This is a genomic window from Carboxylicivirga longa, assembly GCF_050589825.1.
Taxonomy (GTDB): domain Bacteria; phylum Bacteroidota; class Bacteroidia; order Bacteroidales; family Marinilabiliaceae; genus Carboxylicivirga; species Carboxylicivirga longa.
In genome coordinates, this window is record NZ_JBNGOZ010000006.1 from 66,273 (window position 1) to 87,646 (window position 21,374).

Annotated in this window: 17 protein-coding genes; 12 read left to right on the forward strand and 5 right to left on the reverse strand. The window is 44.5% G+C overall.

The features are described from left to right. Positions 1–58: 58 nt before the first annotated feature. Complete coding sequence (locus ACRD7A_RS06930; protein ID WP_430810407.1) at positions 59–901, reverse strand: universal stress protein; 843 nt, start codon at positions 899–901, stop codon at positions 59–61. Between the two features lie 216 nt (positions 902–1,117). On the opposite strand from ACRD7A_RS06930, the gene miaB reads away from it, so the two are divergent. Both miaB and ACRD7A_RS06940 read left to right on the forward strand, forming a co-directional pair. After that, positions 1,118–2,482 carry a tRNA (N6-isopentenyl adenosine(37)-C2)-methylthiotransferase MiaB gene (miaB, locus tag ACRD7A_RS06935; RefSeq protein WP_430810408.1) on the forward strand — a complete coding sequence of 455 codons (1,365 nt, stop codon included), beginning with the start codon at positions 1,118–1,120 and terminating at the stop codon, positions 2,480–2,482. Between the two features lie 54 nt (positions 2,483–2,536). Further along, the gene (locus ACRD7A_RS06940; RefSeq protein ID WP_430810409.1) at positions 2,537–2,884 is read left to right on the forward strand and encodes a carboxymuconolactone decarboxylase family protein; all 348 of its coding nucleotides are present in this window, start codon (positions 2,537–2,539) and stop codon (positions 2,882–2,884) included. 22 nt (positions 2,885–2,906) lie between these two features. On the opposite strand, the gene ACRD7A_RS06945 is transcribed toward ACRD7A_RS06940, so the two are convergent. Then, positions 2,907–3,251 carry an STAS domain-containing protein gene (locus tag ACRD7A_RS06945; RefSeq protein WP_430817936.1) on the reverse strand — a complete coding sequence of 115 codons (345 nt, stop codon included), beginning with the start codon at positions 3,249–3,251 and terminating at the stop codon, positions 2,907–2,909. A gap of 223 nt (positions 3,252–3,474) precedes the next feature. On the opposite strand from ACRD7A_RS06945, the gene ACRD7A_RS06950 reads away from it, so the two are divergent. From ACRD7A_RS06950 to ACRD7A_RS06990, 9 genes are all read left to right on the forward strand, one after another. Next, positions 3,475–4,617 carry a 1-acyl-sn-glycerol-3-phosphate acyltransferase gene (locus ACRD7A_RS06950; protein WP_430810411.1) on the forward strand — a complete coding sequence of 381 codons (1,143 nt, stop codon included), beginning with the start codon at positions 3,475–3,477 and terminating at the stop codon, positions 4,615–4,617. 146 nt (positions 4,618–4,763) lie between these two features. After that, positions 4,764–6,632, forward strand: coding sequence for an ABC-F family ATP-binding cassette domain-containing protein (locus tag ACRD7A_RS06955; protein WP_430810412.1), 1,869 nt, complete (start codon positions 4,764–4,766; stop codon positions 6,630–6,632). 98 nt (positions 6,633–6,730) lie between these two features. Further along, positions 6,731–8,803 carry an ATP-binding protein gene (locus ACRD7A_RS06960; protein ID WP_430810413.1) on the forward strand — a complete coding sequence of 691 codons (2,073 nt, stop codon included), beginning with the start codon at positions 6,731–6,733 and terminating at the stop codon, positions 8,801–8,803. Positions 8,804–9,110: 307 nt separating this feature from the next. After that, complete coding sequence (locus tag ACRD7A_RS06965) at positions 9,111–10,010, forward strand: prephenate dehydratase (RefSeq protein WP_430810414.1); 900 nt, start codon at positions 9,111–9,113, stop codon at positions 10,008–10,010. A 2-nt stretch (positions 10,011–10,012) separates the two neighbouring features. Continuing rightward, on the forward strand, positions 10,013–11,191 hold the full coding sequence (locus tag ACRD7A_RS06970; RefSeq protein WP_430810415.1) for a pyridoxal phosphate-dependent aminotransferase: 1,179 nt from the start codon (positions 10,013–10,015) through the stop codon (positions 11,189–11,191). Positions 11,192–11,193: 2 nt separating this feature from the next. Continuing rightward, positions 11,194–12,291, forward strand: coding sequence for a chorismate mutase (locus ACRD7A_RS06975; protein ID WP_430810416.1), 1,098 nt, complete (start codon positions 11,194–11,196; stop codon positions 12,289–12,291). An 83-nt stretch (positions 12,292–12,374) separates the two neighbouring features. Continuing rightward, on the forward strand, positions 12,375–13,151 hold the full coding sequence (locus tag ACRD7A_RS06980) for a prephenate dehydrogenase/arogenate dehydrogenase family protein (RefSeq protein WP_430810417.1): 777 nt from the start codon (positions 12,375–12,377) through the stop codon (positions 13,149–13,151). Positions 13,152–13,252: 101 nt separating this feature from the next. Next, a complete protein-coding gene (gene mnmA, locus ACRD7A_RS06985) occupies positions 13,253–14,299 on the forward strand; it encodes a tRNA 2-thiouridine(34) synthase MnmA (protein WP_430810418.1) in 1,047 nt (348 codons plus the stop codon). Positions 14,300–14,552: 253 nt separating this feature from the next. Next, complete coding sequence (locus ACRD7A_RS06990) at positions 14,553–15,083, forward strand: peroxiredoxin family protein (RefSeq protein WP_430810419.1); 531 nt, start codon at positions 14,553–14,555, stop codon at positions 15,081–15,083. Between the two features lie 97 nt (positions 15,084–15,180). Here ACRD7A_RS06990 and ACRD7A_RS06995 read toward each other — a convergent pair whose 3' ends face one another. Genes ACRD7A_RS06995 through ACRD7A_RS07005 form a run of 3 tightly spaced genes read right to left on the reverse strand, consistent with a single transcriptional unit; the run spans position 15,181 to position 19,146 of the window. Next, the gene (locus ACRD7A_RS06995) at positions 15,181–15,507 is read right to left on the reverse strand and encodes a hypothetical protein (RefSeq protein WP_430810420.1); all 327 of its coding nucleotides are present in this window, start codon (positions 15,505–15,507) and stop codon (positions 15,181–15,183) included. 27 nt (positions 15,508–15,534) lie between these two features. After that, positions 15,535–16,161: a thioredoxin domain-containing protein gene (locus ACRD7A_RS07000; RefSeq protein WP_430810421.1), complete on the reverse strand. Its 627-nt coding sequence runs from the start codon at positions 16,159–16,161 to the stop codon at positions 15,535–15,537. A gap of 3 nt (positions 16,162–16,164) precedes the next feature. Beyond that, positions 16,165–19,146 (reverse strand): AsmA family protein, encoded by a 2,982-nt coding sequence (locus ACRD7A_RS07005; RefSeq protein WP_430810422.1) that lies wholly within the window; start codon positions 19,144–19,146, stop codon positions 16,165–16,167. Positions 19,147–19,722: 576 nt separating this feature from the next. Here ACRD7A_RS07005 and ACRD7A_RS07010 point away from each other — a divergent pair. Beyond that, a complete protein-coding gene (locus tag ACRD7A_RS07010) occupies positions 19,723–21,321 on the forward strand; it encodes a hypothetical protein (protein WP_430810423.1) in 1,599 nt (532 codons plus the stop codon). Positions 21,322–21,374: the final 53 nt, after the last annotated feature.

Below are 21,374 nucleotides of genomic sequence, written 5' to 3' on the forward strand. Positions count from 1 at the left end.
AAACACCAAACAGCATCCTTTTTCAAGTGGAACTGCGCCACAAAGATAATCATTCGTATCAATCTTTAGTAGGAATGATTAAGACAGGTTTTACTGAGTGATTAATTAACTCATTGGTGAATGACTGATACAAACGAACAAAAGGATTGTTGGTATGATGAACATGAGCTGTTAATAAATCAATGTTATGCGTATCGGCATAATGCATCAGATTTGCAGCATATTCACGGCCGGTCAATTGCTCCTGCACCACCTCCACACCTGCCTTGGTCATTAAAAAGTCACTTACCAACTTCACATAAGCCCGCATCTGTGCATTCATCCAGGGCAGATCCGAGGAAAGCAATCCCACCACATGTACCTTGGCCTTAAATAACTTGGCCAACCCCGCAATGGCGGGCACCTTTTTTCTGCTGGCCACACTATAGTCTACCGGCAGGGCAATATTCTTAATTTCGTAATGGAGTGCCATGCCCCTATTCAGCACAATCACCGGACAGGGCGAATGAGCCACAAGACGATAAGCGGGACTACCCAGCCATTTTGGACCATTGCTTTCAACTTTATGCGCACCCAATACCATTATGGTGGAGTCGCCATAACGCGCTTGATTACTTATTTCTTTCACCACAACACCCTCCCTTATCTTATAATCAAACACCCCGCAATGCACATTATATTGTTTGATGTATCGATCATAAAGGGTTTCGCACCATGCTTGCACATCCTGACTAAGGCGATCGTCAGCCTTATCCTTCGAAAAAAAAGGCACAATAAGTGCGTCGGTTTTCACATGTATTATCCGCACGTTTGCCTTTAAATGATTGGCCAGCGCTATGGCATATTCCAGCGCAATCATTGACTCTTCCGAGAAATCAACGGGTACAAGTATTTCTTTCATGGGTATGGCGATTAAAGTTTAACCTGTGTTCTAAAGTTATAAAATAACTTTAGAACACACTAATAATGAAACCCCAAGACCAATTTCCAATATTTGGAAGATACGGCGCGGCACCGTGTAATTAAGTACCATTATACTTGCCAGTAAGCCCACAAGCATTAACTTTGCAGCGCCTAAAAAAATGACAATCAATACAAATAATTTATTCCGAACGCAATGATGCAGTTTAGTGATGTGAAGCCTTTAGTTGGCGCAAAAAGTGGCAAAAAACTTTTTATTGAAACCTACGGATGCCAGATGAATGTAGCGGATAGTGAAGTAGTGGCATCGGTAATGGAAATGGACGGATACGGCGTTACTTACGATATCAATAATGCCGACGCCATCTTTATCAACACCTGCTCCATACGCGACAACGCAGAGCAACGCGTATTGGGACGACTGCAACAGCTTACGGCCATGCGCAAGCAACAGCCCAACCTTATAATTGGTATCATTGGTTGCATGGCCGAGCGGGTAAAAGAAAAATTATTTGAACAAGGCGCTAACATCGTGGTAGGACCCGATGCTTATATGGACTTACCTAACCTGATTGGCATGGCCGAGCGCGGCGACAAGGCCATTAATGTGGAATTATCAAGCAGCGAAACCTATGCCGACGTGATTCCCTCGCGCCTGAGTAAAAATAAAATATCGGGTTTTGTTTCCATTATGCGGGGTTGTAACAACTTTTGCTCCTATTGCATTGTACCTTATACACGAGGTCGCGAGCGCAGCCGACAGCCTGAAAGCATCAAAAAAGAAATACAGGACTTGTGCGACAAGGGCTTTAAAGAGGTAACTTTGCTGGGACAGAATGTGAACTCGTATTGTTATGAGGCTGCTGACGGTATAACCATGACCTTCCCCGGCCTCTTGCAGTTTGTTGCCGAAAACTTCCCCCAACTGCGCATTCGCTTTACCACCTCGCATCCCAAAGACATGTGCGACGACACCCTGAAGGTGATGGCAAAGCATGATAATATATGTAAATATATACACTTGCCACTGCAATCGGGCAGCTCCCGTATATTAAAGTTGATGAACCGCAAGTACGACCGCGAATGGTACATGGGACGCATCGAAGCCATCCGCCGTATATTACCAGGCTGCGGCTTATCAACCGATGTATTCTGCGGCTTCCACAGCGAGACAGAGGTCGACCACAAGGAGACCTTAAGCCTGATGAAGTGGGCGGGATACGACTCGGCCTTTATGTTTAAATACTCGGAGCGCCCCGGCACCTACGCAGCCGAAAAACTTAAGGATGATGTACCCGAAGAAGTGAAAGGACGTCGCCTACAGGAAATTATTGAACTGCAAAACAAACTCTCGTTTGAGAGTAACCAACGTGATATTGGTCAGATTTATGAGGTATTGGTAGAGGGTACTTCAAAAAAATCAAAGGATGAACTTTATGGGCGCACCTCTCAAAACAAGGTAGTGGTTTTTCCGAAAATGAACTACCAGACCGGCGACCTGGTTAAAGTAATCATAAAAGAAGCCACGCAAGCCACTCTAAAAGGTGAAGCATGTTCATAATATAAAACCACCCGGCTATTGGCTCTTAGCCAATAGCTATAAGCCTTTAAGATCATGAATGAAAAAGTGAAGGAATTTCGCGACTATCGTGCACAGATGAATGAAAAGATTCTGAATGCCGATAACAAGGTGATGAAACGCATTTTTAACCTGGACACCAACACCTACATGGAGGGTGCCCTTTCAACACGTGTTAAAGAAATGCTTGGCCTGGTTAGCTCAATGGTACTGCGCTGCGATGATTGCATTAAGTACCACCTGGAAAAATGCCACGAGCAAGGCATTTCTACCGATGAAATGATGGAAATTTTTTCCGTAGCCAATCTGGTGGGAGGCACCATTGTGATTCCGCACACACGCCGGGCCATGGAATATTGGGAATTATTAAACCAGGAGGACTAAGCCTCCTGGTATCCTTAACCAATTAAACCATTAACAGGTCATCAGAAAAGGGCTTTGGACGGTCACAAAAGAAAAAATAGGAATCGAGTCCGTACTGCTTCATTGCCTGAAGCACATCCTCCTTCACGTTAAATAAGCTCAGCTGGCTTTGGTTCATCTCCGACAAACGCTGGCCCGCTATTAAGGTGTTAAGCCCTTCGGCATCCACCTGCTCCACTTTTTCCAGATCAATAAACAAATTTGAGAACGGTTTCTTTAAAATCGCCATCATCTGATTTTTTAAATCATACGATGTAGTAAGATCCAGTGACTCCTTTCGTTCGAATGACATTAACGTGGTATTTTTAAAAACTTTAACTCGTATCATAGCTTTGGGTGTTTTGCTTTTAATCGAAACAAGCAATGTGCCACATTTTCTATTTTATTGATTATTAGGGATTAGGAAAAATTTGAGCCCTAACCAACTCCACACGAAGGAAGTTATTCCAAATACTGGAATTCATCCAGTAAATAAACCTACTTCGCCAATAATTAATTTCATAAACACGATTCTTTGCTGTAATTTTGTGCACAAACATTACAATATAGAAATGGTTAAAGAATTAGACTTTGATTCGATTCGTCCATACAAAGACGAAGAGATTCATGAGGTATTTGAGCGCTTGATAAATGAGGCCGACTTTTTAGGGCTGATCAACTTTCTCTACCCGAACTTTTCTACCGAAAACTTCCTGAACAAGCTACTTAGCATTAAATCGATACAAGAATTTCAAACGGAAATTATTTATCCGTATGTGAAAGAAGTATTACGAACCACCACCAAAGGTATTACCCACTCGGGACTCGATAAACTGGATCCCAATGGTCACTACCTGTTCATTTCGAACCACCGCGACATTGTGCTCGACTCGGCCATACTGAACATACTGATGGTGGAGAATGATTTTAACACCACGGAGATAGCCATTGGCGACAACCTGCTGATCTATCCGTGGATTACCGATTTGGTAAAACTCAACAAATCTTTTATTGTGCAGCGCAACCTGCCTGTGCGCCAGATGATGGAGAGTACAAAGCGCCTTTCGGCCTACATACGCCAAACGCTTACCCAAAGGGGGCAAAGCATTTGGATTGCCCAGCGCGAAGGTCGTTCCAAAGATGGGGATGACCGCACCCAGGTAAGCCTGCTAAAGATGCTAAACATCAGTGGTGATGGGGATTTCATTCAGAACTTTAGCGAAATAAACATCGTTCCACTATCCATTTCATATGAATATGATCCTTGTGATTACCTGAAAGCACTGGAATTTCAGATGAAACGTGATAATCCGGATTATAAAAAGTCGGAAGCGGATGACCTGAAACACATGGGCGCCGGTTTGCGTGGCCGCAAGGGACGCGTTCACTTTGGTTTTGGAACACCCATAAATAGTGAGCTTCAAACGCTTAAAGATTGCAATAAGAATGACCAGCTGCAGGGACTTGCCGAACTTATAGACAAGCAAATACACAAAAACTACAAGTTCCACCCGGGCAACTTCATTGCGGCCGATCTGATCTCCAACGATCAACGCCACAAGAACAAATATTCCGACGAGGACAAAAGTACATTTTTGGCTTATCTGGATGAGCACCTTTCGCGCATCGATGGCGATAAGGGTTTTCTGCACAACAGCCTGCTGGAGATGTACGCCAACCCGGTGAAAAATTTTTATACCAACGATGATCAATAGTTGAAGGGCGGATTTATTTCCGCCTTTTTTCTGCTGCGACCAGTGGCCTTTCAACCCCACAAGGTCGAAAACCAATGCTATTGTTTACTGTTTAACTTGAAGCCAATATAGCTGTAAAAGAGTAATACAGCCCGATACTTTTGCTTATGATTAATTACTTGTCTGCCGAAAACCTTACGCAACATTGGGGCGACGTACGCCTTTTTAACGACATCTCCTTTGGCCTTAACGAAGGACAGAAAGTGGCTTTGATTGCCCGCAATGGCGCGGGAAAAACAACCTTACTAAATATTTTAGGCGGTAAAATACCGGCCAACGAAGGACGTATCACCCTTCGCTCAGGCATTACCCTGGGCTATCTCCCTCAGGATCCATACCTCAATAAGGCACATACAGTAATTGAAGAGGTTTTTAATGCAGAAAACGAGGCCGTACAGACCATTAAGGCCTACGAGCAAGCACTGGCACAAAACAATCAGTCGGCACTGGGCACACTCATTGAAAAAATGGATGCCCTGCAAGCATGGGACTATGAGCAACGCATTAAGCAAATTCTATCGCAGCTAAAAATAACACGTTTCGATCAGCCTGTTTCTGAACTTTCGGGAGGCCAGCAGAAGAGAGTTGCCCTCGCCAGCATATTAATCAGCGAACCCGACCTGTTGATACTCGATGAGCCCACCAACCACCTGGACCTTGAGATGGTAGACTGGCTGGAGCAGTACCTCTCCAAATCAAAAGCCACGCTGCTAATGGTGACGCACGACCGCTACTTTCTCGATCGGGTGTGTAACGAAATTATTGAACTGGCCGACGAAACCATCTATCGCTATCAGGGCAACTACTCCTATTTCTTACGAAAGAGGCAAGAGCGTCTGGCCAATAAAAAGGCCGAGGTGGAGAAAGCGCGTAATCTGCTCAAAACCGAGCAGGACTGGATGAATCGCATGCCCCAGGCTCGCGCCACCAAAGCCAAATACCGCATCGATGCCTTTCATGAACTGAAAGATAAGGCCCATCAAAACCTGAATGAACAAAACCTTGAATTGGGCATTGCTCAGGCACGCCTGGGTAAAAAAGTAGTGAACCTGCACAACGTCAGTAAAGGCTTCGATCAGGTGTCCCTTATCAAAGATTTCTCCTATAAGTTTGCCCCCTACGAAAAAGTGGGTATCGTAGGAAAGAATGGAACAGGTAAATCTACGTTTCTGAATATACTCACCGGCGCCTTGCAAACTGATGCCGGCGAGATAGAGATCGGCGAAACAGTGGTGTTTGGCTATTATCGACAGGAGGGAATTACCATTGATGATAATAAAAAGGTGATAGAGGTAATTTCTGACATTGCCGATGACATTGCCTTGGGCGAAGGCAAACGCATGTCGGCTGCCCAATTCCTGCGCTACTTCCTCTTCCCCAACGAAATGCACTATGTGCAAGTAAATAAACTGAGTGGCGGAGAGAAAAAACGCCTGCTGCTGATGACCGTGCTGATCAAGAATCCCAATTTCCTTATTCTGGATGAGCCCACCAACGACCTGGATATCTTCACCCTTAATGTATTGGAAGAGTATCTGAGTAACTTCAAGGGGTGCGTAATTGTGGTATCGCACGATCGCTATTTCCTCGATAAGGTAACCGATCATCTTTTTGCCTTTGAAGGCAACTGCCGCATTAAAGATTTTGTGGGCAGCTACTCGGACTATAATAAGCAAAAGAAAACTGAGGAAAAACAGCAAGTAAAAGCGGTCAAAAAAGAAAAGGCAACACCCAAAAGCAAACCATCATCCTCAACTAAAAAACTGAGCTATAAAGAAAAACGCGAGCTGGAACAAATTGAAGCTGATCTGGAAAAGCTGGAAAGCCAAAAAGAAGAACTCCAGAATGCGCTCAACTCAGGCACCCTGGAAGCCGATGAGCTGGTTAAAAATTCAAAGATATTATCAGAAATCATGGAGTCGCTGGAAGAAAAGGAGATGCGTTGGCTGGAACTGAAGGAAAAAGAAGAAAATTAGAACGCATGGCTAGTACTCACCTGGATGGGTCGAGCCAGGGCTCTTTAAATAAGAATGTTTGGATTTAGCCCGTCCAGATAAGGTAAAATGCTATATTTGTGATAGTTTACCTAATTATGCTGAGAAAAATACGCATACTAATAACCTTACTCGCCCTAGTATTGACCAGGCAAGCTCTGGCAATGCCGGGGCAAACCATAAAAGTGGGTGTCCACAATAATCCACCCCTCTGCAGCATAGACTCTTCAAAGCAGGCACAAGGAATTTTTATCGATATCATTAACGAGGTAGCCGCTATTAATCGCTGGAAGGTGCAATATGTGCCCTTGAGTTTTGCCGAAGGAATAAAAGCCATACAATATGGTAAAGTCGACCTGCTTACCACCGTGGCAAGGACTAAAGAGCGCGAAAAGACTGTATATTTCAATAGCGAGTCCATCTTCACCAACTGGGGCATCGTATACAGCACTAAATCGGTCAGCATCGAGAGCATCACCGATCTGGAAGGCAAAGTACTGGCGCTGGAGAAGAGTGACATACATGCACGGGCACTCACCCTCTTACTCAAGGATTTTAATGTGAAGGCAAATATTGTATGGTGCGATAACATAAACACCATATTTAAAAAGTTGCGCAACAACGAAGTAGATGCTGGGGCTGTCAATAAAATATTTGGTTATCAGCAAAACCTTGATCAACAACTAAGAGCGACACCCATTATTTTTAACCCCGTAAATATTCACATTGCCGGAGGCCCACTCTCCAGACCACTGCTAAACGATTTGGATCAGGCGCTGCTACACCTTAAAACAACGCATCCAGCCTTCTACCAAAACACCATTAACCAATGGCTGAGCAAAGAAGCAAAAACGGGCCCACAATGGATTTATAATTCACTCTACACCTTGTTGGTGTTGACCATTATCTTGTCCATCATCCTTTTCTTCCAGCGTAATCTGGTAAAGAAACGCACCAACCGTCTGCACGAAGCCGAGAAAATTGGAAAACAACGGGCCAAAGCCATCCGGCAGATTGAGCACGAAAAGGCATTGATTCTAAACAGCCTGGAGGAGCAGGTGATATTTATTGACAACGACTACAACCTTGTGTGGGCCAACGATGCCTTTAAAAAGAGCCATGACGTGCCCTTTGAAAAACTGGTGGGTAAAAAATGCTATGCTGCCTATTTCAATCGTAATACCCCTTGTAATTTCTGCCAATATGATAATTGCCTAAAAACTAACAGGACTGAGGTAAGGGAACACATCAGTAACACATCGGGTAAAATATTCACTCATAAAACCCACCCGGTCTATGATGCCGACCAAAATCCCATTGGCTTTGTAGAGATTCTATCAGACATCACCGATAAAAAGAAACACGAAGAAGAGCTGGTGGCTGCCAAGGAGAAAGCAGAACAGTCAGATTATCTAAAATCGGCTTTTCTCGCCAATATGTCGCACGAGATACGCACACCCATGAATGCCATCATCGGCTTCTCGGAGTTATTGGACGATGACAGCCTCACCAGCGCAGAAAGAAAAAGTTACCTCAACATCATCCAGTCCAACGGCAATCAACTACTCAAACTCATCTCCGACATACTTATTTTCTCACAAATCGAATCAGGTCATATTGAGCTGCAATACAGCACTATCAAGATTATGGACTTCCTCGAAAGTATCTATCAGCAATTTGAGAGTGAGGTAAGCAAACTTAATAAACGTCTCACCATCCACTTACTCGCGGAGATAGAAAAAACGCTTGAAATGGATACCGATATAGTTAGGCTTAAGCAAGTGATTTTTAACCTGCTTACTAACGCTATTAAATTTACCGATGAAGGCAGTATTACACTGGGTGCTTCTCGCCGGAAAAATACACTCATCATCTTTGTTAAAGATACAGGCATTGGCATCCCCCACAACCAGCAGGAGGAGGTATTTAAGCGTTTCTCGCAAGTAAGCAACAACCAAATGCGAAAAGCTTCAGGCTCAGGATTGGGCCTTACCATAGCCAATGATTTAAGCAAACAGCTGGGGGGACACATCACACTGGAATCAACCCCCGGGTATGGCAGTACTTTCTACCTTCATCACCCGCTTCGCCGTACTCAACATACCGATAATAAGACTCTCCATAAAATACCTGTGGCTCCACTTCTAAAATAATGCACTACTATTTTATCACCGGACAAAAGCACGATGCTTACAAGCTATAACTACATCCTGCATTTTATCGTCAATTTATTTTTTTCAGAAAATATTTGCTCACAATTTTTCATTTGCAAATATATTTCTACATTTGTAGCCAATTAAACAAAGCAATGATGGCTCACATTTTCTTTTATAACTATTATTATTTCTTTTTTAGCAACAGTTAAAGAGGTGGGCTTCCTATGATATAAACGAAACGACATAATATATTTTAAAACCCGCCTCATACAGGCGGGTTTTTTTATGACCACAATTCAAAAGCATGACAAAAACTAAGAAACAAATAGCTATACAAGGATGGCCGGGCGCTAACCACGAAATTGCAGCCAAAGCCTTTTTTGAGGCGGACGATATCGAGGTAATCCCCTGCCTCACTTTCCCCGATTTGTTTGAGACCCTAAAAAACAACCGCCAGTGCTATGGTATTATCGCCATTGAAAACACCCTGGTAGGAAGCCTGCTACCCAACTACACCATGCTAAAAGATAGTGACCTGGTAATTATTGGTGAATACAAGCTGCGCATTAAGCATCAGCTACTGGCACTACCCGGACAGCATATCAGCGATATTCACGAAGTTTATTCGCACCCCATGGCCATTGCCCAGTGTGAAGCCTTCTTTAAGCAATACCCGCACATTAAACTTATTGAATCAGAAGATACTGCTTTAAGTGCCAAACGCATAGCCGACAATCAACAACCTGGCGTGGGTGCCATTGCCTCAGAGCTGGCCGCTGAGATGTATCAGCTTGACACCCTGGCGCACAACATAGAGACCAACAAGAGAAATTACACCCGCTTTTTAATAATCTCAGACCGGGGTAAAACAGAGGTAGATGAACTGCTGGATCAGAACAGAGTCAATAAATCATCGCTGGTATTTGCGCTGCCGCACGAAGAAGGAAGCCTTTCTAAAATTTTAACCATACTCGCTTTTTATAACATCAACCTGACTAAAATACAGTCGCTGCCCATCGTGGGTCAGGAATGGGAATACCTTTTTTATGTCGATCTCACTTTTAACGACTACAAACGTTACCTGCAATCACTCGATGCCATCAGGCCCCTTACCAGTAAGCTTAAGTCGCTGGGCGAGTACGAAGCAGGACGACAATCCTACCCCATCAACAATGGTCATTTAGAAATTGAACAAGCACAATAAAAATGCAAACACAAACCACCATATCGCCGGCCAATCGCATAGGCACCGTAGAAGAATACTACTTCTCCATTAAACTCAAAGAACTGGAGCAGCTGCGCCAGTCAGGCAAAGACATTATCAACATGGGTATTGGCAACCCCGACTTGCCACCGGCTCCTGCCGTACTAGCCGAGCTAAACAGACAGAGTGCTGCAGAGGACAACCATGGCTACCAGAGCTATGTGGGCATTCCCCAGCTGCGCGAAGCCATGAGCGACTGGTACAAAAAATATTACAGCGTTAGCATTAACGCTGCCAATGAGGTGCTTCCCTTGATGGGTTCCAAGGAAGGCATTATGCACATCACCATGGCCTTTGTAAATCCGGGCGATGGCGTGCTAGTGCCCAACCCCAGTTACCCCACTTACGCCGCTGTGAGCAAGCTGACAGAAGCCGAGATGATACATTACGATCTGGAGGAGTCAAATCATTGGCTACCCGACCTGAAAGCCCTTGAGCAAAAAGACTTAAGCAAGGTAAAGCTGATGTGGATCAACTACCCGAATATGCCCACAGGAGCCAATGCCAGTAAAGATTTCTTTGAGCAGGTAATTGCTTTTGGTAAGAAGCACAATATTGTGATTGTCAACGACAATCCCTACAGCTTTATCCTAAATGATACACCCCAAAGCATCATGTCAGTTGAAGGAGCCCGTGATATAGCCATTGAGCTTAACTCCCTGAGTAAATCACACAACATGGCCGGATGGCGCGTGGGCATGGCCATTGCCAATCCAACCTTTATCCAGTATATTTTAAGGGTGAAGAGCAATATGGACTCGGGCATGTTTAAACCCCTGCAGCTGGCCGCCGCACAAGCGCTTAAGCTGGATGACACCTGGTACAACAATGTAAACAAGGTCTATAGGAAACGTCGCGTGTTGGTACAGGAAATAATGGATCTGTTAAACTGCCACTACGATGCCAGCCAAACCGGCATGTTTGTGTGGGCACGTATACCCGAACATTATGCCGACAGTGCAGAGCTATCGGATGAAATACTCTATGGCTGCGATGTGTTTATAACACCCGGCTTTATCTTTGGCGACAAAGGCAAGCGCTATATACGCATCAGTCTGTGTACCAACGAATCAACCTTACAAGAAGCAAAACAACGCATAAAAACATTAAAAAAGAATTAAACATGGAACAGAAATTAGATCTACAAGCACTTGCCCTGCCGGGCATGGAATTAAAACGTCCGATTATCATTGCCGGCCCTTGCAGCGCCGAAACTGAAGAACAAACACTGGAAACGGCTCGTCAGCTGGCGGCACAGGGCGTGAAAATATTCAGAGCCGGTATTTGGAAGCCTCGAACACGACCAGGCGCCTTCGAAGGTGTAGGCACGGTTGGCTTGCCCTGGTTGAAAAAAGTAAAAGAAGAAACCGGCATGTTTGTAGCTGTAGAAGTAGCCAATGCCCACCACGTGTACGAAGCACTTAAATATGGTGTTGACATGCTGTGGATTGGTGCCCGTACTACGGCCAACCCATTTGCCGTGCAGGAAGTGGCCGATGCTCTGCAAGGTGTTGACAAGCCAGTGCTGGTGAAGAACCCCGTAAACCCCGACCTGGAACTATGGATTGGTGCCATCGAGCGCATCAACCGCGCGGGCGTAAAAATGATTGGTGCCATTCACCGCGGCTTCAGCACCTACGATAAAAGTCAGTACCGCAATAATCCGGAGTGGCAGATTCCAATTGAGTTGCGCCGACGTATTCCTGAGCTTCCCATCATTACCGACCCCAGCCATATTACCGGCAAGAGTGAGATGATAGCCAGCCTGTCGCAGGAAGCCATGGATCTTAACTTCGACGGCCTGCTGATTGAGTCGCATATCTGTCCGGAAAAAGCCTGGAGCGATGCCCGCCAGCAGGTAACACCCGAGCAGCTAAGCGAGATATGCAGCAAGCTGGTATTGCGCCGCTCGGCCATTGGTGATACTCCACGCGTTACCCTGGATGAACTGCGTCACAAGATCGATAACCTGGATAAGCAGCTGCTTGAAATGCTTAGCTCGCGAATGAAAATTTCGGAAGCCATTGGTAAATACAAATACGAAAATAACATTACCATCCTGCAAACGCGCCGTTACGACGAGGTGATGAATAACCGACGCAGCCAAGCCGGTGAGGTGGGATTAAATCCTGAGTTTGTGGTGAAGGTGTATGAGCACATCCACGAGGAATCAATCAATCGCCAAAACCAGGTGATGAATAAAGAATTAGCAAAGAAATAAAAATAAGAGGTGTGAGACGGGAGGTGAGAGAAAAAGTGACTCACCTCTCTCTTCTCATTTCCCACTACTCGATACGATCAATTATGAAAATATGTATTTTGGGAGCCGGAAAAATGGGTACCTGGCTTACCGACGCCCTTTGCTTACAGCACGATGTAGCTATTTTTGACAAAGACATAGCCCGGCTTCGCTATGTGTTTAATACGCAACGCCTCACCACGCTGGATGAGATAACAGAGTTCGCCCCTGAGCTGCTTATCAATGCGGTGAGCCTAAAATATACACTGGCCTCGTTTCAGGAGATACTGCCCTACTTACCCAAAGACTGTATCCTATCTGATATTGCCTCGGTTAAAACAGGTCTTCAGGATTTCTACGAGAAGAGCGGCATGCGCTATGTATCCACCCACCCCATGTTTGGCCCCACCTTTGCCAACCTGAAAGATCTGAGCATGCACCATGCCATCATCATCACACAGAGCGACCATCTGGGCAAAGCCTTCTTCAAGGATTTCTATTCCTCACTGGGTCTTAATATTCATGAATATACTTTTGATGCCCACGACGAGACCATCGCTTACTCGCTGTCGATACCCTTCTCCTCATCACTTGTTTTTGCGGCCTGCATGAAGCACCAAAAAGCACCGGGTACTACCTTTACAAAACACATGAACATTGCCAAAGGCTTGCTGTCCGAGGAAGACCATTTGCTTACCGAAATCCTGTTCAATCCCTTTACTTATCAACAGGTTGAGAACATACGCTTTCAGCTTAAACACCTGCTGAAGCTGATTGACAAAAAAGACGCCAAAGGCATGCAAAACTTTCTGAATGAGGTAAGAAAGAATATTGAAGAATAATTAAAAGCTATCAGCTGATAACTTTTAGCTGATGGCTTTTACTCACCCCACTCCTTTCTGCATCATCTAAATTTACTATTTTCGCGCCAAGCAATTCAACTATGGTGAAAAAACGGGTTTTACTGGGGATGAGCGGTGGCATGGACAGCTCCATGTCGGCTGTAATATTACAACAGCAAGGTTATGAAGTGATTGGCAGCACCCTACTGACCCATACCGATGAACAGGATGCTGCCATACTTGCCGCCCAACATCTGGCCGCTGAAAGAGGGATAGAACATCACTTGATTGACTGCCGTGAGCAATTCAGAACAACGGTGATTAAGTATTTTGCCGATGAATACCTGAAGGGACGCACGCCCAACCCCTGCATCAAATGCAACGAAACCATCAAATGGAAGCTACTGCTAGAACAAGCCGATAAACTTAATTGCCAGCATATTGCCACCGGTCACTATGTGCAAAAAGCCATGCTAAACGGCCGGCACTACATCAAAAAAGGACTTGACCCAACCAAAGACCAGTCTTATTTTCTGTGGAACTTATCGCAAGCGATCATTAGCAAAGCCTTGTTTCCTTTGGGAGGTCTTCATAAGGAAGAAGTGCGTGAGCTGGCCCGCAAATTAGGGTATAACGAGATAGCTGACAAGAAAGAGAGTATGGGTGTATGCTTTTTATCGGGCACCGACTACCGCCATTACCTTAGCGACCTGCTGGGCGAAGGACATCCGGCACTGAGCAGCGGTGAAGTAGTGGACGAAAACAACCAAGTGCTGGGCCATCACGAGGGCTACCCCTTTTATACCCTTGGTCAGCGGCGTGGCATTGAAGGAATAGCCAAGGGTAAATGCGTAATTGCGATCAATGCCGATAAAAAACAACTCATAGCGGGTGATCGAGAGCGCCTCAACAGCCGACAAGTAAAGCTTACTGACTTCCATCTGACACAGGATCAATCACTATGGAAAGACCAGCGCATTTTTATCCGCATACGCGGCCTGGACAGTGTGCCCGGCTATTGGGGCACAATTAAGCCCACGGATCAATATCTATCCATAATGTTTGATGAAGAAGTGTGGGCCATCACCCCGGGACAGTCCATCGTGCTTTACACCAACGATTGCATTATAGGGGGCGGCATCTATTAAGCCCCTTGACAATCCCCACCCCACCGTTTTTGGTGGCGTACGCCCCCTCACTCTCAGGCGCAAAAGGGAAGAAGTGTAGGGTTCATGATCATAATTCGTAAGATGTAAAGAAATCATAGCACCTTTTGAGACAACCTCTACCACATAGTAGAAAGGAGGATGAAATGGTTAAAAGTGTTTGCCTGATTGACCAACAGAACATCAATTGGATGTTCTCCATATTATTTATCTTCGTAGGCGAAAACATGCAAATATGAAAGAAACTTTACTAGCTATACTTATTCTATTTGGAATCAACACCCTAATCGATGCTCAGGATTTGGAAGTAGGCGATACAGCGCCGGATTTTACGCAAATCGCCCTCAACGGTGAAACCGTAAGCCTATCGGACTTCAGGGGACAACTGGTGTTAATCGATTTTTGGGCCTCGTGGTGCGCCCCTTGCCGCCGCGAAAACCCGCATCTTGTAGAGGCCTATCATCAATATAAAAATGAATCCTTTGGCAGTGCGCAAGGCTTTACCATCATCAGTGTTTCGCTGGATGTAAAGAAGGAGGCATGGCAACAGGCCATTGCCGAGGACGGGCTGATCTGGCCCTACCACCTCAGCGACTTAAAGGGCTGGCGCAATGCCCTGGGGAAGCAATATGGCATCCGCAGTGTGCCTGCCAGTTACCTGATAGATGAGAATGGTGTGATACTTGCCATTAACCTGCGCAACGATGATTTGCATAAGAAACTGCGCCGTCTGAATCGCAGTGCCTGGTACCGTTTCTGGGAGTAAAAAGCTTATAGCTGTTAGCTACTAGCAAAAACATGGATCGCATCTGTTGAGCATAAAGCACATAAAGATGCGATCCGTGTTTTTATTAAATGCTTTTTTAGTTACAAAGTGCTGCTGTGCGGGCTTCTTCAATTAGCTGAAGTGTAAAATTATCCAACTGAAGGGCAATATCCTCAATATGCATTGCACTACCACTTTGACAAACCGCAGCCAAGTCATTCACATCGCTGTATTCTTTTCCTTTATAAACGTAGTAACATGAGCCACCGTCATCGCAACAAGCCGTGATATCATCGGCAGAACAGCTTGCCACATCCCGATCAAATCTGTCACACGATTCTTTCGTGTCTTCGCTGCAAGCAACTAGTGCTGTTAGCAATAAACCCAGCGACAAAAATCCAACTCGTTTCATATTCTTCTTCATCACACTCCTATTTTTTTATTAAAATTATCAATTAAATTCAGACGCTACAATACTTTCAAATACCTGCTTGTTTTTAAAACCCTTAATCACATTATTACCAACAATAAAAGTTGGGGTACCCCTGGTTTCTAAGTGTTGAAACTGGAAAATATTGCGTTTTACATCCTCATTTTCTTTATTCAAAATGCACTCCGCCAACAACTCATTGCTATGAATATAATCCTCACGTATTTGGGTAAAATAATCAGAATAGATAATTGCCGGTTCATGCATCAACAACTGATGTAACTTCATATAGTCTCCTCCTGCCTGATATAAACAAATAGCAGTTTGGTAGGCTGCCGTTGCCTTTACATCAGTGCTACGACAAACCAATCGCAAAGTTATCTTTAAATCATATTTTTCAAACACACCCCTTTGCAATTCGGGATAAACTTCCTTTATAAACTGCTGACAATATGTACAATTATAGTCAAAGAACACGATGACATTATTTTTCGCCGTAGGGTTACCAAGCACAATATCCGATAACAATTCTTTTTTTATGTCCTTCAGAATTGCTTGCGACTGATAAAACTTATAGCCCTGCCATATTGCAAGCAAGGCAATAAAGGCGGAAAGAGTTATAGCAATATATCTGCGAAAATACTTCATCAATTATTTTTTGTCGTTCACATCAGTTTCATAGGTCACAATCAATGGGTGAAACTCCAGTTTAGCCATTGCTTCCTTAAGGTAAATCTGGCTTCTCAGCTTCTTCTTGGCATCAGAATCCTTACCTTCAAGAAAACTCTTCTCCGTTTTACCATCTTTCACTTTATAAATAGCAAACATCGATGCCAGGCCTTTCACTCCTCCTCCTCGTTTCGTATCTTCAGATGCTTGCTTCTTTTCAATACGGTCTGTTTTGCCCCTTCTCAAAATTTCCTTCAGGTAAAACCTTAAGTGATATTGACAATCCATATTAAACTCTTGCCTGCCCAAAATAGCAATATCAAAGGCATTTGTCTTTATGTCAGTCAATGGCACATAGACTGCTCCATCATGGGTAAATATCTTTGTATCCAATGTTTTAAACTGCAAATCTTTCAATTCAGGGAAATTATAGTCATCCGCCATTTCTGAAGTCATCGGATAATCTTTAATGCGACCATCTTCAAGTTTTATCTTTGCCGTTAGTTTGAATTGATTCAAATCAAGAGAATCGCCAACAAAAATGACTTGTGCATGTAAACTATCAGTACTTAATATTCCACTCAACTGCTCATTACTGATATAAACTTCATCGCTATAATCCATAAAATCATCAAAGTCATACAATAGTTGATTCACATCCAGTCCGTGGGTAGTATTTTTCAGGTTAATCTTCATCTCGTCATTGGGCAGCATTTCTACTTTCACCGAGCTATTCATAGTTCCCTTAAAAGCATCAAATTTCACCTGATCCAATACATAAAGACTGTCGGACACATTAAACAGGGCACTCATATTTTCCAATAAGGCATTGTCGTACCAAAAACTTTTGGCTCTTACCTTTCCTTTGGCGGCGAAGCGATAATTGGTGGGCACAGCAACTGCTTCCTGTTCATCTGTATCCTCTTCTACAGCGGTTTCGCCAGCCACCAGCGGCGCCAGTGCCACATAGTCAATATCACCAAAATTAAAATACACATCCGCCTTCACTGTATCGGGCTGATTAAGCCAATAAGCCTTGTAAAAATTACGAATAAGACTTGAATCAGCATCAAAGGTCATGCCGGCCAGCTCGCCCTCTACCTGATTAATTTCAATGGAGTCATTGGCCAGAGTAATGTTGCCGCTCAGCCCATGCAGCTGCATCAGCTCATCGTGGGTGTCAATATGCACATCATCAAAATCGCCTGTCATACGACTGGACGTAAACAGAAGCTCCATCAAATCATCAGCAAGAGAATCAAGATGTAGACTACCTGCCGAGCGCAGTCCTGCATGAATAACACCACTCATATCACTGATAAGTGAGTCGGGCGCAAAAGGCTTCATCTCGGCCAGATCAATGGTAGCAGCAGCATCAATGTCATAAGACGGGTGATTGGGGTTATTGAAGTGTAACTGCCCCTTCAGACTACTTTTGTTGCTTTGCACATCCAGCCCTTCCACATCCAGTCCCAGTGAGCTCATATTGCACAGCTGACCGCTGAATTTGACAAGTAAGTCGGCCTTTTTCAGCTCCCACTTATAGTCAGGCAGGCTGAACCTTAGATCATCGACCTTCAACCTTTGGGGCTGATAACTTATCTCGCCATTCAGCTTCAACAGGTTTACAAGAGAATCCGTCATTACGGACACATTATTGAGCTGCAATTGAGCGTAAGTGCGCGACAGCACATAATCGGCAAAGTCAATACCAAAGCTATCGGGCATTACACCAGTAGTAGCCAGCTGCATTCTCACTTGCCCACTCATATTATTGACTATTGAGTCGGGCACCATCGGCGCTACCAAACTCAGGTCAAGCAAACCTTCGGTCTGCAGCGCATAGCTGATATGATCCAGATTGCTTAACTGCCCGCTTGCACTAAGCGAGCTATTTCCTGATGCCAGATACAAAGTGTCAATCTTAATCTGCGTAGTGCTGTTATTCTGCTTATCGCCGTTGGAATAGGTGCCGGTCAGCTGCACAGTGTTCAGCACGGGCAGTTTGGCTGCTGTCAGTTGTCCATCTTTTAGCTTAAATCGCGCCTCAATATGCGGCATGACACTATCTGTATACAAACCTTTTACATTGAGAACCAAAGCACCTACGCCTCCTAGCGATTGCAGGCCATATTCCCGCAACATTTCACCGGGCACATATTTTTGCAGGATGCCCATGTCTATTTGAGCGGCCTCTAACTGCACATCGGCCCACAAAGCACTATCGCTCTTCAGCTTCCCCTGAAGCGACATGGCAATACCATCGGACTGCAGCTGAACATGGTGCAGATTAAGCAAACCATTTTCATAGTGCACATCAGCTTCCACCACGGTTTCCTCCATCAGGTGCAGCGTGGTTTGCGGATAACGACAGTTATTGGCTCTTACCCGCCCTGTGAAGCCGGCCTTGGTATTTTCTGCATCCAGCAACAGGCTGATGATGCCCTTATCGACATACAAACAGGCTCCCATGGCTTGTTGCTCATCCCAATAAGTGCAGAAAAGATTATTCAGCTCCACATTTTCCATTGACATGCTCAAGACTGTCTCACTCGTATCAGCCACAGGTTCGACTATTTCCTCACTCATGAAAACATCAAAATTACTGCGCCCGGCACTGTCTACCATGTAATAGGCATTGCCGCCTTCCACAGCGACCTGTGTAATACTAAACTCGCCCTTGATGAGCGGAAGCATGGCGGCCGACACAAATACACGGTCTACCACCGCCAGTGTATCTTCATCATTACTTATCGCTACATGGCTTAGCTCCACCATGGCGTCGGGAAACTTTTTAACAAGTGAAAAATCGACTTCTCCCACAGTGATGTGTGCATCAATCGCCTCATTAACACGGATAAGTGCCATCTGTGTTACTTTGTTCTCAGCCAGTTCAGCCACAAGAACGAGCGACAGTAAAAGGGCGACAAGCAAGCCAAAAAAATAATGTGAAAAGCGCTTCATAATTGTAAGAAGAGTTTTGCTGTGCATGCGGTTAATAATGAATTACAATTCACAAATTTAGCATCCTATACTTCATTTTCTATCCAAAAAACCTTAAAAAATAAATGACTAAACTACGATAAGGGTGCACAACAGCTCCTTAAACCAGAAAACTTATCGTAAAGCCAATCATAACGACCACCAAAGCGATAAAATATTAGAACTTTTGCTTGACACTGCTCTGAACAAGTAGTATCTTGAGTTTATCTCAGGGATGGGATTTCGAATTCAGTTATGGAGCCAAAAGCTGTGACACCTCGCTATAATAAGGTTACGAGGATCCTGGCGAAAGTTTTGCCACTAAAGGATAACGAGAGATGAAGCGGCTTTTAGCTCTTTTTTTGTGCCCTTTCTTTTATACAATCCCCGGTCATTTCCTGCAGGCCTACTTTTTTGCAGTGATGGCAGATACGAATCATCCTTCTATAAAAACCGGGTATACCAATCTCCATTCACCTATGATTACGAAACTTTGCTGAGCCCTTAGCGTAATAAAGGCGAGTAAATTGTATATTCGTTAAAAAAGAATCATCATCCATGCTTAAAAAGTATATCGCCATGATCGCCCTGCTCCTCGGTGGTCATTATTTAGTGGGACAATCCTATAGTCATTACGAAGACCCTTACTACTCGCCGTTCGAAAGATATGTGTACCAGCCCGGCACTAATTTTCATACGGCCATACGTCAGTATCGCATGGATCAGCTTAATAAACTGGTTAACACCGACTCCGTTCTTTACAATGGACTGCGCATACCACAGGGCAAACTAAACTTCTGGAAGCGCATCTTTCATGATGACCTACTGAAACTGGATAAAGATGATGTTACCATTGTTGTCAACCCCATTTTTAACTTTGAAGCGGGTCGCGAGAATAGTGAGGGCATCACTACCTGGACCAACTCACGCGGACTTTTCATCAAGGGGAACATTGGCAGGCACCTGCATTTTTACACTGATTTTGTTGAGAGCCAAGCCGTGGCACCCAACTACATCCGACACTTTGCCGAAGAAAGCAATATGATGCCCGGACAGGGGCAACGCAAAGACTTTGGCAGCAATGGCCATGATTATGCACAGGCCACCGGATACATCAGCTTTAACTTTGCTAAATATTTCAATTTTCAGCTGGGTAACGGCAAACATTTTATCGGCGACGGACACCGATCACTCCTCCTGTCTGATGGCGCCTTTTCCTATCCTTACATAAAATTCACGGCCGACTTTTGGAATATCAAGTACATGATTATGTGGAACAAGATGCTGGAATACGACCAGGACAAAGCCAATCAGGACTACCGCTTCGATGGGCGCTATGGCGTATTTCAGTATCTGGACTGGAACTTCACAAAACGTTTCAGCATGGGTTTTTATGCCAATGTGGTATATGCCGAGCAGGACACAAGCGGGCATCGCGGCTTTGACATACACTACCTTAACCCGGTTACCTTCTTCCGCCCCGTGGAGTACAACCTGGGCTCGCCCGATAACGTGACCATGGGACTTAACGCCCGTTACATATTATCCAAAGACCTTACGCTATACGGACAGTTTGTATTGGGTGAGTTTAAGTTTGATGAAGTATTCAGCGGTAATAAATGGTGGGCCAATAAGCATGGTTTTCAGCTGGGCGCCCGCACCTTCAACCTGTTTGGCATAAACAAATTAGATGTACAGCTCGAATATAATCAGGTACGCCCCTACACCTACTCCCACTACACAAGCATTTATTCATACAGCCACTTGAATCAACCTATGGCACACGTGCTTGGCGCTAACTTCCGCGAAGGCTTAGCCATTTTTAAGTACCGCAAAAATCGTTGGCTTTTTAAAGCTGAACTGATGGCCACTCAATATGGAAAAGACAAAGGCGATGGCATTAGCTGGGGTAAAGATGTAACCATGCCCAACACACAGCGCCCCTACGACTATGGTCATACCATTGGGCAGGGCCTTAAAACAAATGTGTACAATGCCGATGTAAACGTGTCTTTCCTTATCAACCCACGTAACATGTTTAATATAGTGGCGGGCGCGCGCATTCGTAAGCTCAAGAATGATAAAGAGGCGGTGGATACTCAACACCTGTATTTTGGGGTGCGAACCTCGCTAAAAAGCTTGTATTATAATTTTTAGAAAACTATAATAGGATTGCATCTATATTGACACATTACTTACAAAGCATGTGA